Annotated in this window: 27 protein-coding genes; all 27 read left to right on the top strand. The window is 58.4% G+C overall.

Annotation, left to right across the window (positions count from 1 at the left end; genetic code table 11):
* The first annotated feature begins 5 nt into the window (after positions 1 to 5).
* Positions 6 to 431 (top strand): dUTP diphosphatase, encoded by a 426-nt coding sequence (dut, locus tag HMPREF2604_RS05235; RefSeq protein ID WP_070563850.1) that lies wholly within the window; start codon positions 6 to 8, stop codon positions 429 to 431.
* A 126-nt stretch (positions 432 to 557) separates the two neighbouring features.
* Positions 558 to 737, top strand: coding sequence for a hypothetical protein (locus tag HMPREF2604_RS05230; protein ID WP_070563846.1), 180 nt, complete (start codon positions 558 to 560; stop codon positions 735 to 737).
* Between the two features lie 12 nt (positions 738 to 749).
* Entirely contained in the window at positions 750 to 1679 is a 930-nt protein-coding gene (locus tag HMPREF2604_RS14075; RefSeq protein WP_070563843.1) for a hypothetical protein, read from the top strand.
* Complete coding sequence (locus HMPREF2604_RS05220) at positions 1676 to 2077, top strand: RusA family crossover junction endodeoxyribonuclease (protein ID WP_168162991.1); 402 nt, start codon at positions 1676 to 1678, stop codon at positions 2075 to 2077. Before HMPREF2604_RS14075 ends, HMPREF2604_RS05220 begins: the two co-directional genes overlap by 4 nt.
* Entirely contained in the window at positions 2074 to 2472 is a 399-nt protein-coding gene (locus HMPREF2604_RS05215) for a hypothetical protein (RefSeq protein WP_070563840.1), read from the top strand. Before HMPREF2604_RS05220 ends, HMPREF2604_RS05215 begins: the two co-directional genes overlap by 4 nt.
* Positions 2469 to 2618 carry a hypothetical protein gene (locus HMPREF2604_RS14070; protein ID WP_168162990.1) on the top strand — a complete coding sequence of 50 codons (150 nt, stop codon included), beginning with the start codon at positions 2469 to 2471 and terminating at the stop codon, positions 2616 to 2618. The genes HMPREF2604_RS05215 and HMPREF2604_RS14070 overlap by 4 nt, the downstream gene beginning before the upstream one ends.
* Complete coding sequence (locus tag HMPREF2604_RS05210; RefSeq protein WP_070563836.1) at positions 2615 to 3019, top strand: hypothetical protein; 405 nt, start codon at positions 2615 to 2617, stop codon at positions 3017 to 3019. The genes HMPREF2604_RS14070 and HMPREF2604_RS05210 overlap by 4 nt, the downstream gene beginning before the upstream one ends.
* Positions 3012 to 3380 carry a hypothetical protein gene (locus HMPREF2604_RS05205; protein ID WP_070563833.1) on the top strand — a complete coding sequence of 123 codons (369 nt, stop codon included), beginning with the start codon at positions 3012 to 3014 and terminating at the stop codon, positions 3378 to 3380. Before HMPREF2604_RS05210 ends, HMPREF2604_RS05205 begins: the two co-directional genes overlap by 8 nt.
* 2 nt (positions 3381 to 3382) lie before the next feature.
* Positions 3383 to 3589 (top strand): hypothetical protein, encoded by a 207-nt coding sequence (locus HMPREF2604_RS05200; protein ID WP_070563830.1) that lies wholly within the window; start codon positions 3383 to 3385, stop codon positions 3587 to 3589.
* A 4-nt stretch (positions 3590 to 3593) separates the two neighbouring features.
* Positions 3594 to 3962, top strand: coding sequence for a hypothetical protein (locus HMPREF2604_RS05195; RefSeq protein ID WP_070563827.1), 369 nt, complete (start codon positions 3594 to 3596; stop codon positions 3960 to 3962).
* Positions 3952 to 4305 carry a hypothetical protein gene (locus tag HMPREF2604_RS05190; protein WP_070563824.1) on the top strand — a complete coding sequence of 118 codons (354 nt, stop codon included), beginning with the start codon at positions 3952 to 3954 and terminating at the stop codon, positions 4303 to 4305. Before HMPREF2604_RS05195 ends, HMPREF2604_RS05190 begins: the two co-directional genes overlap by 11 nt.
* Positions 4298 to 4669 (top strand): hypothetical protein, encoded by a 372-nt coding sequence (locus HMPREF2604_RS05185; RefSeq protein ID WP_070563821.1) that lies wholly within the window; start codon positions 4298 to 4300, stop codon positions 4667 to 4669. The genes HMPREF2604_RS05190 and HMPREF2604_RS05185 overlap by 8 nt, the downstream gene beginning before the upstream one ends.
* Positions 4666 to 4827, top strand: coding sequence for a hypothetical protein (locus HMPREF2604_RS14065; protein WP_168162989.1), 162 nt, complete (start codon positions 4666 to 4668; stop codon positions 4825 to 4827). The genes HMPREF2604_RS05185 and HMPREF2604_RS14065 overlap by 4 nt, the downstream gene beginning before the upstream one ends.
* A complete protein-coding gene (locus HMPREF2604_RS05180; RefSeq protein ID WP_070563818.1) occupies positions 4824 to 5039 on the top strand; it encodes a hypothetical protein in 216 nt (71 codons plus the stop codon). Before HMPREF2604_RS14065 ends, HMPREF2604_RS05180 begins: the two co-directional genes overlap by 4 nt.
* A complete protein-coding gene (locus HMPREF2604_RS05175; RefSeq protein ID WP_070563815.1) occupies positions 5036 to 5230 on the top strand; it encodes a hypothetical protein in 195 nt (64 codons plus the stop codon). Before HMPREF2604_RS05180 ends, HMPREF2604_RS05175 begins: the two co-directional genes overlap by 4 nt.
* Positions 5227 to 5625, top strand: coding sequence for a hypothetical protein (locus tag HMPREF2604_RS05170; RefSeq protein ID WP_070563811.1), 399 nt, complete (start codon positions 5227 to 5229; stop codon positions 5623 to 5625). The genes HMPREF2604_RS05175 and HMPREF2604_RS05170 overlap by 4 nt, the downstream gene beginning before the upstream one ends.
* A 265-nt stretch (positions 5626 to 5890) precedes the next feature.
* Entirely contained in the window at positions 5891 to 6529 is a 639-nt protein-coding gene (locus tag HMPREF2604_RS13885; RefSeq protein WP_070563805.1) for a hypothetical protein, read from the top strand.
* The gene (locus HMPREF2604_RS13550; protein ID WP_083299181.1) at positions 6459 to 7274 is read left to right on the top strand and encodes a GTP pyrophosphokinase; all 816 of its coding nucleotides are present in this window, start codon (positions 6459 to 6461) and stop codon (positions 7272 to 7274) included. Before HMPREF2604_RS13885 ends, HMPREF2604_RS13550 begins: the two co-directional genes overlap by 71 nt.
* Positions 7275 to 7755: 481 nt before the next feature.
* Positions 7756 to 8031, top strand: coding sequence for an HNH endonuclease (locus HMPREF2604_RS14490; protein ID WP_083299179.1), 276 nt, complete (start codon positions 7756 to 7758; stop codon positions 8029 to 8031).
* Positions 8032 to 8418: 387 nt separating this feature from the next.
* A complete protein-coding gene (locus HMPREF2604_RS13535; RefSeq protein WP_210384667.1) occupies positions 8419 to 8868 on the top strand; it encodes a hypothetical protein in 450 nt (149 codons plus the stop codon).
* 43 nt (positions 8869 to 8911) lie between these two features.
* A complete protein-coding gene (locus tag HMPREF2604_RS05150) occupies positions 8912 to 9265 on the top strand; it encodes a phage terminase small subunit (protein WP_141746428.1) in 354 nt (117 codons plus the stop codon).
* Positions 9266 to 9276: 11 nt separating this feature from the next.
* Complete coding sequence (locus HMPREF2604_RS05145) at positions 9277 to 10926, top strand: terminase (RefSeq protein WP_070563796.1); 1650 nt, start codon at positions 9277 to 9279, stop codon at positions 10924 to 10926.
* A 30-nt stretch (positions 10927 to 10956) separates the two neighbouring features.
* Positions 10957 to 12348, top strand: a complete 1392-nt coding sequence (locus HMPREF2604_RS05140) for a phage portal protein (protein ID WP_070563793.1) — start codon at positions 10957 to 10959, stop codon at positions 12346 to 12348.
* Positions 12349 to 12361: 13 nt separating this feature from the next.
* Positions 12362 to 13216, top strand: a complete 855-nt coding sequence (locus HMPREF2604_RS05135; protein WP_070563790.1) for a VG15 protein — start codon at positions 12362 to 12364, stop codon at positions 13214 to 13216.
* Between the two features lie 121 nt (positions 13217 to 13337).
* Complete coding sequence (locus HMPREF2604_RS05130; protein ID WP_070563787.1) at positions 13338 to 13886, top strand: hypothetical protein; 549 nt, start codon at positions 13338 to 13340, stop codon at positions 13884 to 13886.
* Between the two features lie 26 nt (positions 13887 to 13912).
* On the top strand, positions 13913 to 14278 hold the full coding sequence (locus tag HMPREF2604_RS05125; protein WP_070563784.1) for a capsid cement protein: 366 nt from the start codon (positions 13913 to 13915) through the stop codon (positions 14276 to 14278).
* A gap of 15 nt (positions 14279 to 14293) precedes the next feature.
* On the top strand, positions 14294 to 15208 hold the full coding sequence (locus HMPREF2604_RS05120; protein WP_070563781.1) for a major capsid protein: 915 nt from the start codon (positions 14294 to 14296) through the stop codon (positions 15206 to 15208).
* The last annotated feature ends 2 nt before the right edge of the window (positions 15209 to 15210 follow it).

The raw sequence follows: 15210 nt of genomic DNA, 5'->3' as shown, positions 1-15210 counted from the left end.
AACCCATGAACGTTAACTACAGCCTCGACACTCATGCTTACCCGCCGCGTCGTGCTTATACGGATGATGCTGGCACTGACCTGGCGCTGAATCATCCGGCGATTATTCCAGCAGGGCAGCACCGCCTCTGCCACACAGGGGTGCATGTAGCAATCCCACGCGGCCATGTGGGAATGGTGTTTGTTCGCAGCTCAACGGGGATTAAGAAACACCTTGTGCTGAGCAACGGCACCGGCATCATCGACAGCGGCTACACGGGGGAAGTCATGTTGTCCCTGCACAACACCGGACGCCACATGCAAACCATCCCCGAAGGGTATTACATCGCCCAACTCGTCATCCTCCCCATCCCAGAGGTTCGACTCAACCACGTCGACGCTCTCGGCCACACAGAACGCGGTAATGCAGGTATCGGGAGCACAGGACAGTGACCACTCGCCAGCAGCGTGAGGACATGCGGGCCTGGCTGGAATCCCAAGACGTGTATTGCGCACAGCCCGCATTCCTCGACGCACTAATCCAACTGTTCCAAAGCATAGAGAAAGGAGGAAAAGACGATGAACACTAACGAGTTCAACGAGAACCTAATGGCCCAAGCCGCCTACCGATTGAACGAAGCAGCATCCCTATCCAGAAGCGCTGACGACCTGTACAAGATTCGGGAGATTCACAAGCACATCCACCGCGCCCAAACCTACCTATGGGTGCTGGAAGACTCCCTCAAACTCAACAACTAAGGAGACCCGCCAATGCCATGGTTCAAAGTGGACGATGGTTTCTACGACCACCCAAAGGTGCTTGAGCTAGATATGGCAGCCCGTGGGCTTTGGGTTATGGCGGGCGCGTACTGTGCCAGGCACCTTACTGATGGAGTGATTACTGGGCGTCAAATCAAGGTGATTGGAGGCACTCAAAAGCAGGCCGAGAAGCTCGTCGCGGCGGGCCTGTGGAGTGCCGACGATGCTCCGCCGAGCGCTCGCCGATACGTCTTCAACGATTGGCGGGAGTTTCAACCAACACGCGACGACGTTTTATCGAAGCGTCGAGAAGACGCCGAACGTAAGCGTCTCGCGAGGGGGGTAAAGCGGGATAAGCAGCAGGAACGTAAAAATGTCCGTGCGGACGTCCAGGCGGACAGCGAAGCGCCGTCCGCTCTACCGGGACTCCGAGCGCCGTCCGCTCTACCCGGCCCGGCCCGGCCCGACCCGTCCCCTTCTGGTGGTACAGGTAGCCAGCCAAGTAACGGTGATCTAGGGGATGGGGACATGGCTGGCGGAATCTCCCTCGACGAGCTGGCGGCGGCTACGCGCCGCGCTCGCCAAGCCGGAATCTCGGAGACCGCCATCAACACCGGCACCCGCATCTTCAACCAACGCCCGGAACCGAAAGGCCCCGGGTTGTTGCGCACCCTCATCGACGACGCATGGGCAGAAGAGCAAGACACCAACCGCGCTGAGACCGCCGCCCAAGCCCGCCGCCACGCTATCGACGCCTGTGACCTGTGTGACGACAACGGCATGAGGTATGCGAACGGGACCGCCACACGATGCGCCCACAACACCGCAACAGGCCCAATTCATGGGCCAGCAGCCCCACAGAGCAACAAGCAGCATATCGACGGGCAATCACCCCAAACCACAACTTCAAAGCCTCACAAGCGAAAGGAGGCCCCATTTTGAACATCATCACTTTCCGTGTTGAGGGCGAACCCGCCCCGAAGGGCTCCAAGCGTCACGTCGGCAACGGGCGACTAATCGAGTCATCGAAGAAACTCCCCGCATGGATGCGAGCAGTCACACAAGAAGCCACCAAAAACAGGCCCAGCGCGCCCGTAGACGCCCCCGTAAGCGTCTTCATGGACTTCTACCTACCCAAGCCGAAACGACCCCGCTATGACGTCCCTGCGGTCAAACCGGATGTAGACAAACTAGCCCGCTCCGTCCTTGACGCTCTCGAAGCCGCCGGCATCCTCACCAACGACAGCCGCGTCACCAAACTCAGAGCCACCAAACACTACGCCAACACCGCCACACCACCCGGCGCAGACATCACAATCTTTTGGAAGGAACAACAATGACTGACCCGTTCGACTGCATCGCCAATGGCACAGACCGGCGCTTCACCCACCAAGGCATCAATTGCATGACTCAGATGGGGCCGTACACCATCAACGGCTACATCGAACTGCCCGAGAGCCATCCCTGGCTCGACGAGGCAAAAGACCTACAGTACTTCGACGTGGACGTCCACGGCGGAATCACCTACCACACAGGCCGAGTGATCGGCTTCGACACCAACCATTTCGGAGACGGGCAGCATCCTGACGCTGAGCTCACAGGCCAATCACCAGTGTCCCCCTTCCTTGGCAGCTTTGGAGGAACTAATCACATCTGGATGTGGGAAGAAGTCGAAGCGGAAACCCGCCGCCTGGCCGAACAGGCTGCTGACGCACTCAAGGAGGCCCAGCAATGATCTTGCGTGAAAAATTCTCACAGTGGTTTGAGCAGGAGTCTTTTGACTTCATCCTCCTGACCTGCGCCCTAGTCGCGGTGATTCTGATAGCTGCCGTGACCACATCTGTCATCATGCTTGTCACAGTCATAGGGGGTGTGCAGTGACTGAGGACGACTACTGGGAGCGGGTGCGTGACATCCGCAAAGACGATGAAATCCTGTACGACGAGCGTTTCACCCCGCCATCGGAGAACCCCGACAACTGGCGGAACCAGGAGTATGACCCGCGTATCCACGGCACCCGTATTTCCCCAAACGACGAATTTCTGGTGATTGGTGCGGTGCGCTACGCCAGGGGGCGTGCCACCTACGTAGTGCAGGAGACCGTGGACTGGGTAATCAAACACTGGGACGACCTGAGCGACAACACCCGCTATGTCATCACCCGCGACGTAGCTGAGGAATGCGACTACCGCGACAACACGCCCCGCAGCGTCCTCAGCGAAATCGACGACCCCGATTGGCAACGCCTATGGAACCACATCAAGGAGAACACCAATGACTAACCCAACCCGCCAAGAAATAATCGACGCACACAAAGCGCTTGAAAGCTTACTCATTGCTGTAAGTGGCGGGACATCACTTGGCCCGTTCGCGATTACATCTATGAGCTACGACATCCGCGCTGCTCTGCCTCCCAAGCCGCGCCCCACCATGGCCGATGTGGGGTGGGACAACGAGAAGCACCGCTTCGCGGTGGCGGAGCACTCCGACTACGGGGAAGTGATCATGCTTCAAAGTGATCTGACTACCGGGCAGGTAAGAATCCTCCTGAACGATTACGGAGAATTCCATATGCCTTACGCATCTCCCCAGAACCTCACCCCAACAGGCAAGCGCTACACCCTCACAGAGGTGCAGGAATGAAAATGGGAAACGTACAAGCGGTAATCCAAGCGCTCAACGCCTACGGAGAAGCCGCACGAGGTGATTACTACGGCCTCGACGGTAAGACCATCCAGCGAGACATGTGGGAGATTACCGACGCGCTAGAAAGCGGTCTGCCCTCCTCAGCAGATGAGCTAATCAGCAGGCTCGGAATCACCAAGACCGACGACGGATATGAGTGGATGTAGACCAATGACTGACTTGAGTACCACCAACCTGAAACGCCTACTCGACCAGGCCACACCCGGCCCGTGGGAGGTGCGGGGATACTACATGGACGGCGAACCTCGCCCCGACACGTCATGCCAGATATTCAGCGCTGACGAAAAGTATTTAGGCATAGTCCACAGACCACACGCTGCCCTCGCAGCCGCCGCGCCTGAGATAGCCCAAGAAACGCTCCGGCTACGAGAAGAGCTTATCGACTGGGCTAACGACGAAGCGCAAGCACACAACGCCCTAGTGAAGCAAGCACCGGAAGCAGGCGGAGCAGGAATCATCACCACCCACAAGACCATCTACAACCGCATCGTAGAAATCCTAGGAGACCATGATGACTAATTTTGAGCTGGCCGCGCAGGTCATCATGCTGTGTGTACAAGATGGCTACAGCCCCACACGCATCGCTGAGTGCCTAGCTGACTACGGCCTACTAGCCGAAGACCTGCCTGAGCCGTGCATCTACCCGGACACGGGGGAGCATGAATGGCACATGGAAGACGGCTACGTGTCTGTGGAGGACGGCATCATCCACGTCATCCATGATGAAGCAGGGGATGACCGTGAGCCTGCGGAGTTAGACCCTGACCCTGGTGAGCTCCGATTCTCCAACACCACCAAGGGGCGTGAAACCGCCCACGCAATCCTCGCCGCCTGCGACCTAAAGGACACACAAGATGAGTAAGAAAACCCGCGCCGCAAAGCTCATCGAGCACGGCATCAAACGAGGCTACGCCCCAGACCAAATCGCCACCCTGCTAGAAAAGTTCGAGCTACTAGCTGAAGACCTACCGGCACCAGACCGCGACATGCGTGACCCCAAGTGGCAAAAAGAGTACGAAGCGGCCTGGGACAGCCCCCACGCGCCCAGCATCTGGGACACCACCACCCTCCTAGAGGTCGGCGTCTTCCCCGGCGACCCCGACATCACCATCTGGCACGACGGCGAACCGCTCGAACCGCTCACCATCGACGAAGTGAAGAAGCTCCGCCAAGCACTCCACGCAGCAGAACACACAGCCAAACAGCACACCGAGGAGAAAGCATGAGCATCTCCTATAGAGGCGGCACGATAGACGAATTCAAAGCCACCGACTCCGATATCCATATCGAGATGCTGCAAGACCAGCTGTATCACGTCCGCGTCACCGGCTACCACGAAGCCGAATTCATCATCCACGGCACCATCCAGGAAACAGACGTATGAGACCTCACAAACTTCGCGTCAGCCCACGCGGCATCACCCTCGACGGCCTCCCACTCCTACACAGTGACGAAGCCCCAACCGTGGAAATACTCCGCCCCAACATCCACCGCGTGCACCTCACCATCTACGCCGACCGCATCCAACTAGACGGCGACAACCACCACACTCCAGAGGCCACACCCATCTACGACCAACTGAAGGAGCAGGAATGAGCGAGACCAAAGAAGTCATCCGCATCGTCGGCAAAACCTACCTTCTCGCTGCCCTCATGATGCTGCCCACCGCCAACGGCATCCACCAAGCAACCCAAGGCCACATCGCACTATCCACCATCATGCTGGCATCCGGTCTCGTGGGGGCCATCATGACCAACATCAGCCTCAAAAGGGAGCTAAGCCAATGACCACTCTTGCAGACCTCACACCCGAAGAACGCGCCAACTGTGTAGGCATGTGGTGTGACTACCGGCCAGCAGTAGGAACCAAAGGCCCGCACAGCGCGCCCGAAGAAGTCATCACCACCGTAATCCTCAAAGCTGGCAACGACTACGACGCGGAATATGAAGACGAGTACGAGGTATTCAACGCCGCTATCGGGCACGAGCTAGTACAGCCAGAGCAGATAACTCTACGCGACGACCTACCCCGCGCATGGAATCCCGACGGCACACCACCAGCAGGGGAATGGGAAGACGACTACACCGACGCCGAAGGCAGCACCCTCACCACGGGCGAAGACCTAGGCATAGGCCCACACCAAGAAATCCGCCGCTGGATAGGGAAATGGGAGGAAGCATGAACCGGTGGATAGTCTTCAAACTCAAAAACACCACAGGCTGGCCATGGATAGCCGCAACCACGCAGGAAACCAGGTCGCAAGCACCCCAACCCCTCCGCTTCCCCAAATGGAAAATGGCAATGCACTACGCCACCTGCCAAGCCCAACTAGACCAACAACCCCTAGAAGACCTCTGCACAATCGCCTACCAGCACGCGCCCCACGCCACCACAACCATCGCAGGCTTCAGACAACAAATCATCCAACAAATGAGGAATGTGAACCCATGACCACAAACCAAGAAGACCTCGCCCACGCAGCCAAGCACCTCAGAGTCCTATACGACGAGCTGAACCAGGCGAAGTACGACCGGCCGCCGGCCCCAGAAGTATCAACCACGCACAGCAACCGCCAGAAAGGGCCAATGGACCCGGCACCCATCTGGACCCTCAGCGACGATGCTTTCTTCACCGAGCGGCTAAACCAGATGGTGTGTGACGCCGCCGGCCGCATCGACGGAGACCACAAGCCCACACTTGATGGAAGACAACTCGCCGACTGGCTTGCTTGGTACGCCGGGCCTGTGAGTCAGCTCGACTTCGCGGACGACATTCTCGATGAAGTCCGATGGCAAATACGCGAGCTCGACCACAAGCTACGACGCACCCGACCACCCGTGCCGGTTAGGGAACCAAAAGAAGTTTGGCTAACAGCACGAACCATATGCTTCAGGCTGAAACAGATGGGATTCGACTTAAGTCCAGAGTTATTACGAAAGTGGGCAGAACGCGGGAAGATACAATCGAGAAGTAGTGATGCCCGACGTAATCAATACTCAATGGGTGAGGTGTTAGATGAAATCCAACGACGCAGATCTGCCATTCCTGAAGCGAACACCGCCATTTGTGAAGAATCAGGTCAATAAACAAGGCAGTAACTGGCGTGATGGATTGGACTTTAACCCAGAGCCCATTGATAGCTTCATCGCATTTAATGCAACGCATGTCGAGGAACTGCTTCTGATTGCAAGGCAGACTATCGCTAGCTTTATCATCGACATTAACCCCAATCAGGGGCTGCCGGTTCGTCCCGATACTGGATCATATACTTTGTCTGCGCGAGTAAAAACGAAGGATACTTTGTTGGAGAAGCTCCGCAGGATGCAGACAACTCCGTTAATGAATGTGCACGACGTAGCCGGAATTAGGTTTGACTGCGATTTATCATTGAGCGAGCAATCACTGGTTGCGGATGCGTTCGCCGCGGGCTTCGAAATAAACGGTGCTAATCGAGTTGACATCAAAGATTTTCGGGACCACCCACACTCCGGGTATCGCGCAATTCACCTTCACATTCGGTCAACCGCGGGAAGAAGTGAAATGCAGATTCGGACAGCGCTTCAATCAAAGTGGGCAAACCTATATGAGGAAGCTGCGGATATATTTGGGCGTGAAATTCGGTATCTCCACGATGGGGCTGAAATTCCGCCAGGCGCGGAGTCCACGGTCGAAGAACTTCAAGATGTATCTCGGTTAGTTTCGAGAGCTGAAGTGCTATCGGATCACAAGGCACTTCGGAGAAACGATGAAGTTCGGGCACTTCGAACTCAGGTGTATGGCATACTCGATAGTATTCACGCCAAGCTTCGGCTACAGAGAACAACTGGTTGAGATCGGACTGGAGTAATGAATGTCGTCATACCTCATTAAGTACCACCGTAGGTCAGGGAACCTGGATATTTTTGAATACGAATCGCTGGTTGAGGCTACGCTGAAGCGTCTTGAGCTGGATAGAGTCAATGCCGACCCTGACCTCGAAATTGTCGCGGTTGCAAGCGAGAGTGAAGAACACTTGCGACAGTCGCATTCTAGGTATTTTTCGGCAGCGTAACTTAGTCTGTCACGCTTCGTGATATAATCGACGCGACGACTTCTTATACCCCGGCAGAAGCTGGGGTTTTCGTCGTTTTACGCCCCCGGCACATTCCTGAACCCCAACAGTTATTTTGAGTCTAACCGCCAGGGGCACACCAAGCCCTGCCGCCTACCTCTCATCCGTCCATGCTGCGTGGGTTTTCGAAGTCAACACGCCAGAGAGGCGAGGCCACCGGATCATGACCGGAGTAGGGCACAAAAAAGAGGGAGGTGGAGAATGTGGGCTAACCCATCCCGCGGTGCACCACACCACCTACGCAAAGCCGCCCGCACCCGCGACGGTAACCAATGCGTTCAATGCGGCAGCACCGAGCGCCTGGAAGTTGACCACATCCTAAACGTTGCACGAGGCGGCACGCACGACCTCAACAACCTCCAAACACTATGCGCCGACTGCCACCGCGAGAAATCACAAGAGGAGGCCCGCCAGGCCCGAGCCGTGAAGCAGGCCCGCCGAAGGCTGCCCGTAGCGCCGCATCCTGGTGTACGATGAGCCGCAGAGGGGTGGGGGAGGACTCGCGCTTGGCTGCGCCGAAAGCGCCGAAGGGATAGGCTGAGGCAAGCTGTACGGGTTGCAGGATTTGCCCTGGCTGGCGTGGCGTGCCCGTCGCGGGGGTTGTGTGGCTGCCTATCGGCTGGGTGCCTGCTGGGGGCTTTTTTCATGTCCTGCGGCGCTATGGGTGCTTTAATGGCATTGCTTATTTTATGTCGTCTACTTGTGACAAAGTGCAGGTCAGCGGGTAAAATGGTCAGTGTGCAGTGTTTGAATTGTGGCCGTGATGTGGCGCAGAAGTTGAAGGGCCCGGCACGCCGTACGTGTTCGGCGCGGTGCCGTCAGGCTGTGTCACGTAGACGCCGGCAGCAACCTATCCCCGCGGCCATGACCGACGGTCGTCGTTGGGTGCGGGCTGATGGCAAGCGCCCCGTCACGCCTATAGGCGCGCCGGCGTCATCCACGAACTCCAACACCTGGTCTTCGTTTCCCGAAGTGCAGCGCGGCGCCGGGGATGGATTCGGAGTCATGCTCGGCGGAGGGCTTGGCTGCTACGACCTGGATAACGCGCTCGATGACGGAGTGTTGAAACCGTGGGCGCGTGGAGTCGTTGATGCAATTGCTGAGCCCATTGTTTACGCGGAGCGCTCTGTTAGTGGCCGTGGCCTGCATGTATTCGTGGAGGCGGCGGAAGCTCGAGGTATTCGCCGGAGCATAGGCGACGGCAGCATTGAGAAATATTCGTATGGCCGGTTCATCCGATGCGGTGAGCCGGCGAGTTTGAAGGAAGTGATGGGAGATGCCCGGTCCACCGCCGAAGAGGAGCGACCAGCGTAGGCGCCGCAATAAGCCAGATGAGTCGCAGCCAAAGTTGACTGTCGTGAAGGATGACACGCCGCGCCCTGCGCCGAAGGCGCCGCGGGTGTCGCCGTCGTGGCACCCGTTGATGAAAGACTGGTTCCGGTCGTTGAAGCAGTCGGGGCAGGCGCGGTTCTATGAGCCGTCTGATTGGCAGACCGCTCGCCTGCTGGCTGAGGTTATGAGCCAGGAGCTTAATAGCGGCGAAGGGGTTAAGGCGTCGATGCTGGGCGAGTTTAATCGTGCCGCGGCGTCGTTGATGACGACGGAGGGGGAGCGCCGTCGTCTTCGTGTTGAGCTCCAGGCCGCTGATGCTGATTCCGTGGATGATGAAGCGTCGTCGGTGATGTCTCAGTACAAGGAGATGTTTAAGTAGGAGGTGGCCTTATGGGTGAGGTTGCTCCGCAGGAGCGGTTGGCGACATTGCCCGAGGGCCTACCGAAGTACACGCTGGGCTATGAGGCTTTGGCGTGGGCTGCGAAGTATCTGCGGCACCCGAACGGTATTCGGGCGGGTAAAGCATGGCAGTTTACCCGTGAGCAGGCGCGTTTCGTCTTGTGGTTTTATGCCCTTGATGAGAATGGGCGTTGGCTGTTTCACCATGGGGCCCGCCGGTTGGCGAAGGGCTCAGGCAAGTCACCGTTTGCGGCTGTGATGGCGTTGATTGAGCTTTTGGCGCCGGTGCGATTCGACCATTGGGATTCGTCTGTGCCTGGTGGAGCGGTTGGTAAGCCGGTGTCGATGCCGTGGGTGCAGATTGCTGCGGTCTCGCTGGACCAGACGGAGAACACGATGCGCATGGTGCGCGCTATGGCGTCACCTGCGAACGCTCCAGCGCTGCACCGCGACTATGACCTGGACGTTGGCAAGACACAGATTTTTGTGCAGCCGGAGGGCAAACTTGAAGTCATCACGTCGTCCGCGACTACTGCGGAAGGCGCGGAGTCAACGTGTGTCATTGCCGACGAGCTGGAACACTGGACCCCATCGAACGGCGGGGCGGAGTTACACGCCACACTGCTGGATAACCTGTCAAAGTCGGGCTCACGCATGTTGGAGACGTTGAATGCGTGGAAGCCGGGGATTAACTCGGCTGGTGAGTCCACGTTTAATGACTGGGTGATGCAGGAGTCCGGGCGGTCTAAGAACGAGTCGCGGATTCTTTACGATGCGCGGCAAGCCCCGCATGACACTGAGTTGGGTGATGCTGATTCGCTGCGATCGGCGCTTGAGTGGGTGTACGAGGATTGTCCTTGGTCGGATATTGACGCGATTATGACCCGTATTTGGTCACCGTCGGCACGCGTGGATGATTCAAAGCGTAAGTATTTGAATTGGCCGGTGGCGTCGTCTGATTCGTGGTGTGATCCGCAGGATTGGGCGCAGATGGCCAGGCCCGATATTCGTGTGGAGCCAGGCGAGGACATCGTGATGTTCTTTGACGGTTCGTTGTCTAATGACCATACGGCGCTGATTGGGTGCCGCATGGACGACGGGCACATTTTCACCATTGGTGTGTGGGAGCCTACGGCGCCGACGGCGGAGGATAAGCCGATGGTGGATGTGCAGGCGGTCGACGACCGCGTTGACTTCGCCTTCGCCACGTGGAACGTCATTGGTTTCTATGCGGATGTGCGTGAGTGGGAATCGTTTACGAAGGTGGCGTGGCCGGAGCGGTACCGTGACCAGTTGGAGCTGTGGGCGACCTCGAGGGGCGCACAGCAGCCGGAGCCTATCGCGTGGGATATGCGCGGTAAGGATTTCCAGTTCACGACAGCTGCGGAGCTCGCTGAGGCTGAGATTATGCAGCACTCGTTTACCCATGACGGTAACCCGCTGCTGACTGAGCACGTGCTGAATGCTCGCCGGCATGAGGGGCGGTATGGCATCACGGTGCGTAAGGAGTCGCGGAAGTCGTCGAAGAAGATTGACGCGTGTGTGTGCATGATTGGTGCGCGCATGGTGTGGCGCCTAGCTCGGGAGCGCGGCGGGCTGTCAAAGAAGAGGCAGCGCACAGGTAAAGCATTTTTCATCTAGTAGCCGGTAGCGGCGGAAGGAGGCTGGGCGTTGAGGAAGAACCAAGTTGAGCGCGCAGCGCGTGAGCTTTTAGCGACGCACGTGGCCGAACGCCGCGTTTTCGACAATATCCACGAGTACATGGTGCCGTGGGACAGCGAGATGGCTTCAGCGCGTGTTGGTGCCACGCTGAATTCGAAGAATCGTGCACAGCACGCGGAACTAGCCCGCATGTCGGTCGCCCCCTTCATTGCCCTAGTCGTGGATACCTATTCGCAGTCGTTGAAGGTGGATGGTTTCTACTCGGCGGATGGTGACCAGGCGCGGGCGTGGTCGTGGTGGCAGCGTAACAAGATGTCGGCGCGGCAGACCGGACTGCATCGGGCGGCATTGACCTATGGGACGTCGTACGCGTCGGTGATGCCGGCTAGCGGCGGGGCTCTGCGTATTGGTGTGCACTCGCCGCGACGTATGGTCGCGTTCTATTCAGACTCGTTGGGCTTGCCAGGACTGGCATCGACGGATGAATTTCCGATGCTAGCGCTCGAGATTGGCGACCGGCATATGCGTCTCTTTGATGAAGAGAACGTGTACTGGTTCGGTATTGAGCACGCGCCCATGACTGTGGATGGTTGGCTCGATAAGACCTACTACTCGCCGGCGAACCTGGTGTTCCAGGAGGCTCGCCCGCATAACATGGGCGCGGTTCCTATCGTGCGCTACCAGGACCGGATGCTTGCTGAGGGGGAAGAGCGCCGCGGCATCGTTGAGCATCTCATTGGGTTGCAGGACCGGATTAACCGGACGAACTACGAGCAGGGCGTGGCTCAGCATTTCGCGGCGTTTAAGCAGCGTTACGTGATTGGGTGGATGCCTGCCGATGAGATGCAAGCCTTCCGGCAGTCAGTCGCGGATACGCAATTCTTTGATGACCCAGATGTGAAGGTTGGCCAGTACGACGAGACGGACTTGTCGCGCTATATTGAGTCGCGGCAGGCGTCGGTGAGGGACTTCGCCGCCCTGGCGCAGGTTCCTGCCCAGTCGTTGGGTGCGAACGCGATTAGTAATATCTCGGCGGATGGTCTGGCAGCACTTGAGACGTCGAAGGATAGGCAGGCGTCGGAGATTCAGGCCTCGCTGGGAGAGTCGCATGAGCAGTTGCTGCGGCTGTGTTCCCATGCGGTGGATGATGAGGAAGGCGCTTCCGACTTTGAAGCCGAAGTGACTTGGGAGGAAACGTCATCTAGGTCGTTTGCGCAGACCGTGGACGGGCTCGGGAAGCTGACTACGATGCTGGGTATCCCGCCAGAAGAACTGTGGTCGGATATTCCTGGGTGGACGAAGGAGCGCGTGGAGCGCGCCCGCACAGCGGCGAAGACCAACCCGTTTATCGGCGGGGGGATAGTTGATGAGGATGAGGCGCTGCGCGGCCTGCATCTGTAGGTGGTGATGGCTGGTGACTCTTGAGTACATCCATAAGAATGACGCATCGCTCGCCAATAGTGTTTCGCGGCTCGTTAGTAAGGTCATTTCGGCGCGTGGCGTACCGGTCACCGTGGAGCAGGTAAACGAGCTCGTTGACCTCATTTATCCGCGGGTGCTGCGCCTTCGGCGCAGGGCGCGGCGTGCCCACGTTCTCGAGCTGGGGCGACAAGCAGCAGCAGCTGGGGTAGTCATTACCCCGGAGCCATTAGAGCCATACCCGCGCAAAGCACTGTTCGATGCAATCTCGCAAGTCGCTAGGCTCTCCCCAGATTCGACGCACTTGCGGGTGATGATGCTGGACGAAGCTTCAAAGAAGATGGTCCAGCAAGCAGTCAAACCTGACGTGACTAATCGGGTTGATGATGCGGTGAAGATTCGTGTGGCGGGGGAGCTTGGGCGCCGTTTGGCACGGCATGTGGTTGCCGCGGGACGGAATGCTGTTGCGGACGCTGCGCATAACGGGTCCGCGAAGTTCCTAAATTCCGGGGCTCCGGCACACGTTGGGTATGCGCGAGTGTTGTCGGGGCGTGAGTCCTGCGCGTTCTGCACGATGCTGGCATCCCGCGGCGCCGTGTACCAAGAGGACACCGTTATTACTCGCAAGGACGGCAGACGCTACCACGACGGGTGCGACTGCATCCCCGTGCTCGTTGTTGAAGGCGAGCCCTGGCAAGGGCAGGAGGAGGCAGAGAAGCTGTCTGAGCTGTGGCAGAAACACACGTGGTCCGACGGGAAACCCGCGCCGGGGCAGTTTAGGCGCTGGTCTGATGCAATCGCCGCCGGCAAGATTGACGCAACCCGATACTCCCCGTTCTCCGATAATTAGCGCTACCTGGTGGCATGTTGAGGTTCGATTCCTCTTTAGCGCACGACCCCCGCACCACACACGCATTGGTGGTGGCCGGGGGATTTTTCATGCCCACCCCGAATAACCCAGGAGGTTAGCGATGGCAGAAGAAACTACCGCCACCACCGACGACCAGAACGCCGCCGAGGTGGCTAACAAGGCCGAGGCCCAGGAGGCTACCGGTTCGAAGTCGGAACGTAGCGTGGAGTCCTACCAACAGGAGCTAGAGAAGCTCCGGAAGGAAAGCGCACGCTACCGCACCGAGCGCAACGAGCTGCGCGCTGATGCGGAGAAGTACCGCGAGATTCAGGACGCGGAGAAGACCGAGCTCCAGCGCGTACAGGAGGCCCTGGAGGCTGAGCGCGCAAAAGCAACCCAATATCAGGTTGAGCTGGCACGGTCGCAGGCACTGTCCAAGTACGGAATCGCGGCGGAGAACGCGGACTTGCTGGGCGCTGACCCTGAAAAGTTCGACGACAATGCGAAACGTCTTGGCGAGCTGCAGGCGCAGGCCGCGAAGCGTGCCGCCCCGCCGTCTGACTATCCGATTGAGGACTTGAAGCCTGGTGCCTCATCGCGTGAGGATGCGCCGGATTTCTCGTTCCCGTCCTCATGGCCGGTTACTGGCCGATTTACCCAGTCCAATTAAACCCCTAGTTAGGAGGGATTTTTGTAATGTCCACTGTTGTTCATTACAGCCCCGCCCAGAATCCGACTGTGAAGGCGCAGGCGGATCTTAAGGCGGGCAATTTTGTCCAGATTGCCGGCGACATTGATGGCCGCAACCCCGTCGTAAAGCCCGCGGCGGCTAATGCTGAGGTATTCGGCGTGCCGGCCACCGATGTTGCAAAGGACGGCTACGTCATGGTGTACCGCTCCGGCCACATCGTGGAGGTTGAGGCCAGCGGCGCTATCGCCGCGGGCGACCTTGTAGCTGCTGCAGCATCCGGTAAGGCCGCGAAGGCAGGGGAGGCCGCGCCCGCTGTAGGTATCGCCGTTTCCGCTGCCGCTAATAACCGCGTCATTGTGGCGCTGAAGTAAGGAAGAGGAAGAAGAATGGCTGATTTCACTTTCCCGCTGTCCCCGGCCCATGTGTCTGAGGACGGCAACATCACCGCGTCGATGTTCGTCAAGGAACCGACGCGCCTTTCCAACTACATCGCGCAGCTGACGCAGGCGAACCTGGTCTCCCAGTTCCTGTTTACCTCCACCGGGGCTGACGGCGGCGCCATCATGTATGACCGCCTCGAGGCTAATGTGGCGACCGTGGCGGAGAAGCCGGGCGTTATTGCCCCTGGAGCGGAGTTCCCCGCGTTCTCCACTAGCCAGGGCAAGCCGATGGTTGACCCCGTCGTTAAGACCGGTGGCTACTACGACCTGACCCGTGAGGCAGAGAAGCGCAACGACCCGATCATCCTCCAGCGTGGTGCGGCCCGCGTGGCTAACACGATGGTCAAGGACATCGACAATCGTGCCGTTGCTGTCATCGACGACGTGCTTTCTAACCTTGAAGGTGCGTTGAAGCTCGAGTCTTCTGGTTGGGCTGCGGCCGGTAAGGTCACCGCATCCAATAAGACTGCGCTGACCGGTGAGGGAAAGCTCATCGACGACATTGAGGAAGCCAAGCTCAAGATTGAGGAAACCAAGCTTGGCTACAGCCCGGACACCCTGGTGCTGAAGCCGCGTGATGCGAAGAATCTGCGCACCATTCTCGGCGTGAAGAACTGGCGTGACGTGCTGGGCACTCTCGGGGTGGAGCTCCTTATCTCTAACGCTGATTCTCTTGGTGAGGGTGAGGGCCTGCTGCTGCAGCGCGGCGCTATCGGCGTTATGGGTGTTGAGGACCCGATTTCTACTGATAACGAGTACATCAAGGGCCGTCAGCTGACTCGCTTCTACACGTGGGCGTCTATGGCTTTCGGTGTTACTGATCCGTTCTCCGCGGTGAAGATTTCCGGTCTGGCGCAGTAGTC

Source organism: Corynebacterium sp. HMSC055A01, from assembly GCF_001809405.1.
GTDB lineage: Bacteria > Actinomycetota > Actinomycetes > Mycobacteriales > Mycobacteriaceae > Corynebacterium > Corynebacterium hesseae.
The sequence above is the reverse complement of the archived record's forward strand: the minus strand, read 5'-3'. Positions and strand labels throughout refer to the sequence as shown.

Coding starts and splice junctions, on each gene's coding strand:
- dut (WP_070563850.1), top strand. CDS start 6: ATGAACGTTAACTACAGCCTCGACACTCATGCTTACCCGCCGCGTCGT.
- HMPREF2604_RS05230 (WP_070563846.1), top strand. CDS start 558: ATGAACACTAACGAGTTCAACGAGAACCTAATGGCCCAAGCCGCCTAC.
- HMPREF2604_RS14075 (WP_070563843.1), top strand. CDS start 750: ATGCCATGGTTCAAAGTGGACGATGGTTTCTACGACCACCCAAAGGTG.
- HMPREF2604_RS05215 (WP_070563840.1), top strand. CDS start 2,074: ATGACTGACCCGTTCGACTGCATCGCCAATGGCACAGACCGGCGCTTC.
- HMPREF2604_RS14070 (WP_168162990.1), top strand. CDS start 2,469: ATGATCTTGCGTGAAAAATTCTCACAGTGGTTTGAGCAGGAGTCTTTT.
- HMPREF2604_RS05205 (WP_070563833.1), top strand. CDS start 3,012: ATGACTAACCCAACCCGCCAAGAAATAATCGACGCACACAAAGCGCTT.
- HMPREF2604_RS05200 (WP_070563830.1), top strand. CDS start 3,383: ATGGGAAACGTACAAGCGGTAATCCAAGCGCTCAACGCCTACGGAGAA.
- HMPREF2604_RS05195 (WP_070563827.1), top strand. CDS start 3,594: ATGACTGACTTGAGTACCACCAACCTGAAACGCCTACTCGACCAGGCC.
- HMPREF2604_RS05190 (WP_070563824.1), top strand. CDS start 3,952: ATGATGACTAATTTTGAGCTGGCCGCGCAGGTCATCATGCTGTGTGTA.
- HMPREF2604_RS05185 (WP_070563821.1), top strand. CDS start 4,298: ATGAGTAAGAAAACCCGCGCCGCAAAGCTCATCGAGCACGGCATCAAA.
- HMPREF2604_RS14065 (WP_168162989.1), top strand. CDS start 4,666: ATGAGCATCTCCTATAGAGGCGGCACGATAGACGAATTCAAAGCCACC.
- HMPREF2604_RS05180 (WP_070563818.1), top strand. CDS start 4,824: ATGAGACCTCACAAACTTCGCGTCAGCCCACGCGGCATCACCCTCGAC.
- HMPREF2604_RS05175 (WP_070563815.1), top strand. CDS start 5,036: ATGAGCGAGACCAAAGAAGTCATCCGCATCGTCGGCAAAACCTACCTT.
- HMPREF2604_RS05170 (WP_070563811.1), top strand. CDS start 5,227: ATGACCACTCTTGCAGACCTCACACCCGAAGAACGCGCCAACTGTGTA.
- HMPREF2604_RS13885 (WP_070563805.1), top strand. CDS start 5,891: ATGACCACAAACCAAGAAGACCTCGCCCACGCAGCCAAGCACCTCAGA.
- HMPREF2604_RS13550 (WP_083299181.1), top strand. CDS start 6,459: ATGAAATCCAACGACGCAGATCTGCCATTCCTGAAGCGAACACCGCCA.
- HMPREF2604_RS14490 (WP_083299179.1), top strand. CDS start 7,756: ATGTGGGCTAACCCATCCCGCGGTGCACCACACCACCTACGCAAAGCC.
- HMPREF2604_RS13535 (WP_210384667.1), top strand. CDS start 8,419: ATGACCGACGGTCGTCGTTGGGTGCGGGCTGATGGCAAGCGCCCCGTC.
- HMPREF2604_RS05145 (WP_070563796.1), top strand. CDS start 9,277: ATGGGTGAGGTTGCTCCGCAGGAGCGGTTGGCGACATTGCCCGAGGGC.
- HMPREF2604_RS05130 (WP_070563787.1), top strand. CDS start 13,338: ATGGCAGAAGAAACTACCGCCACCACCGACGACCAGAACGCCGCCGAG.
- HMPREF2604_RS05125 (WP_070563784.1), top strand. CDS start 13,913: ATGTCCACTGTTGTTCATTACAGCCCCGCCCAGAATCCGACTGTGAAG.
- HMPREF2604_RS05120 (WP_070563781.1), top strand. CDS start 14,294: ATGGCTGATTTCACTTTCCCGCTGTCCCCGGCCCATGTGTCTGAGGAC.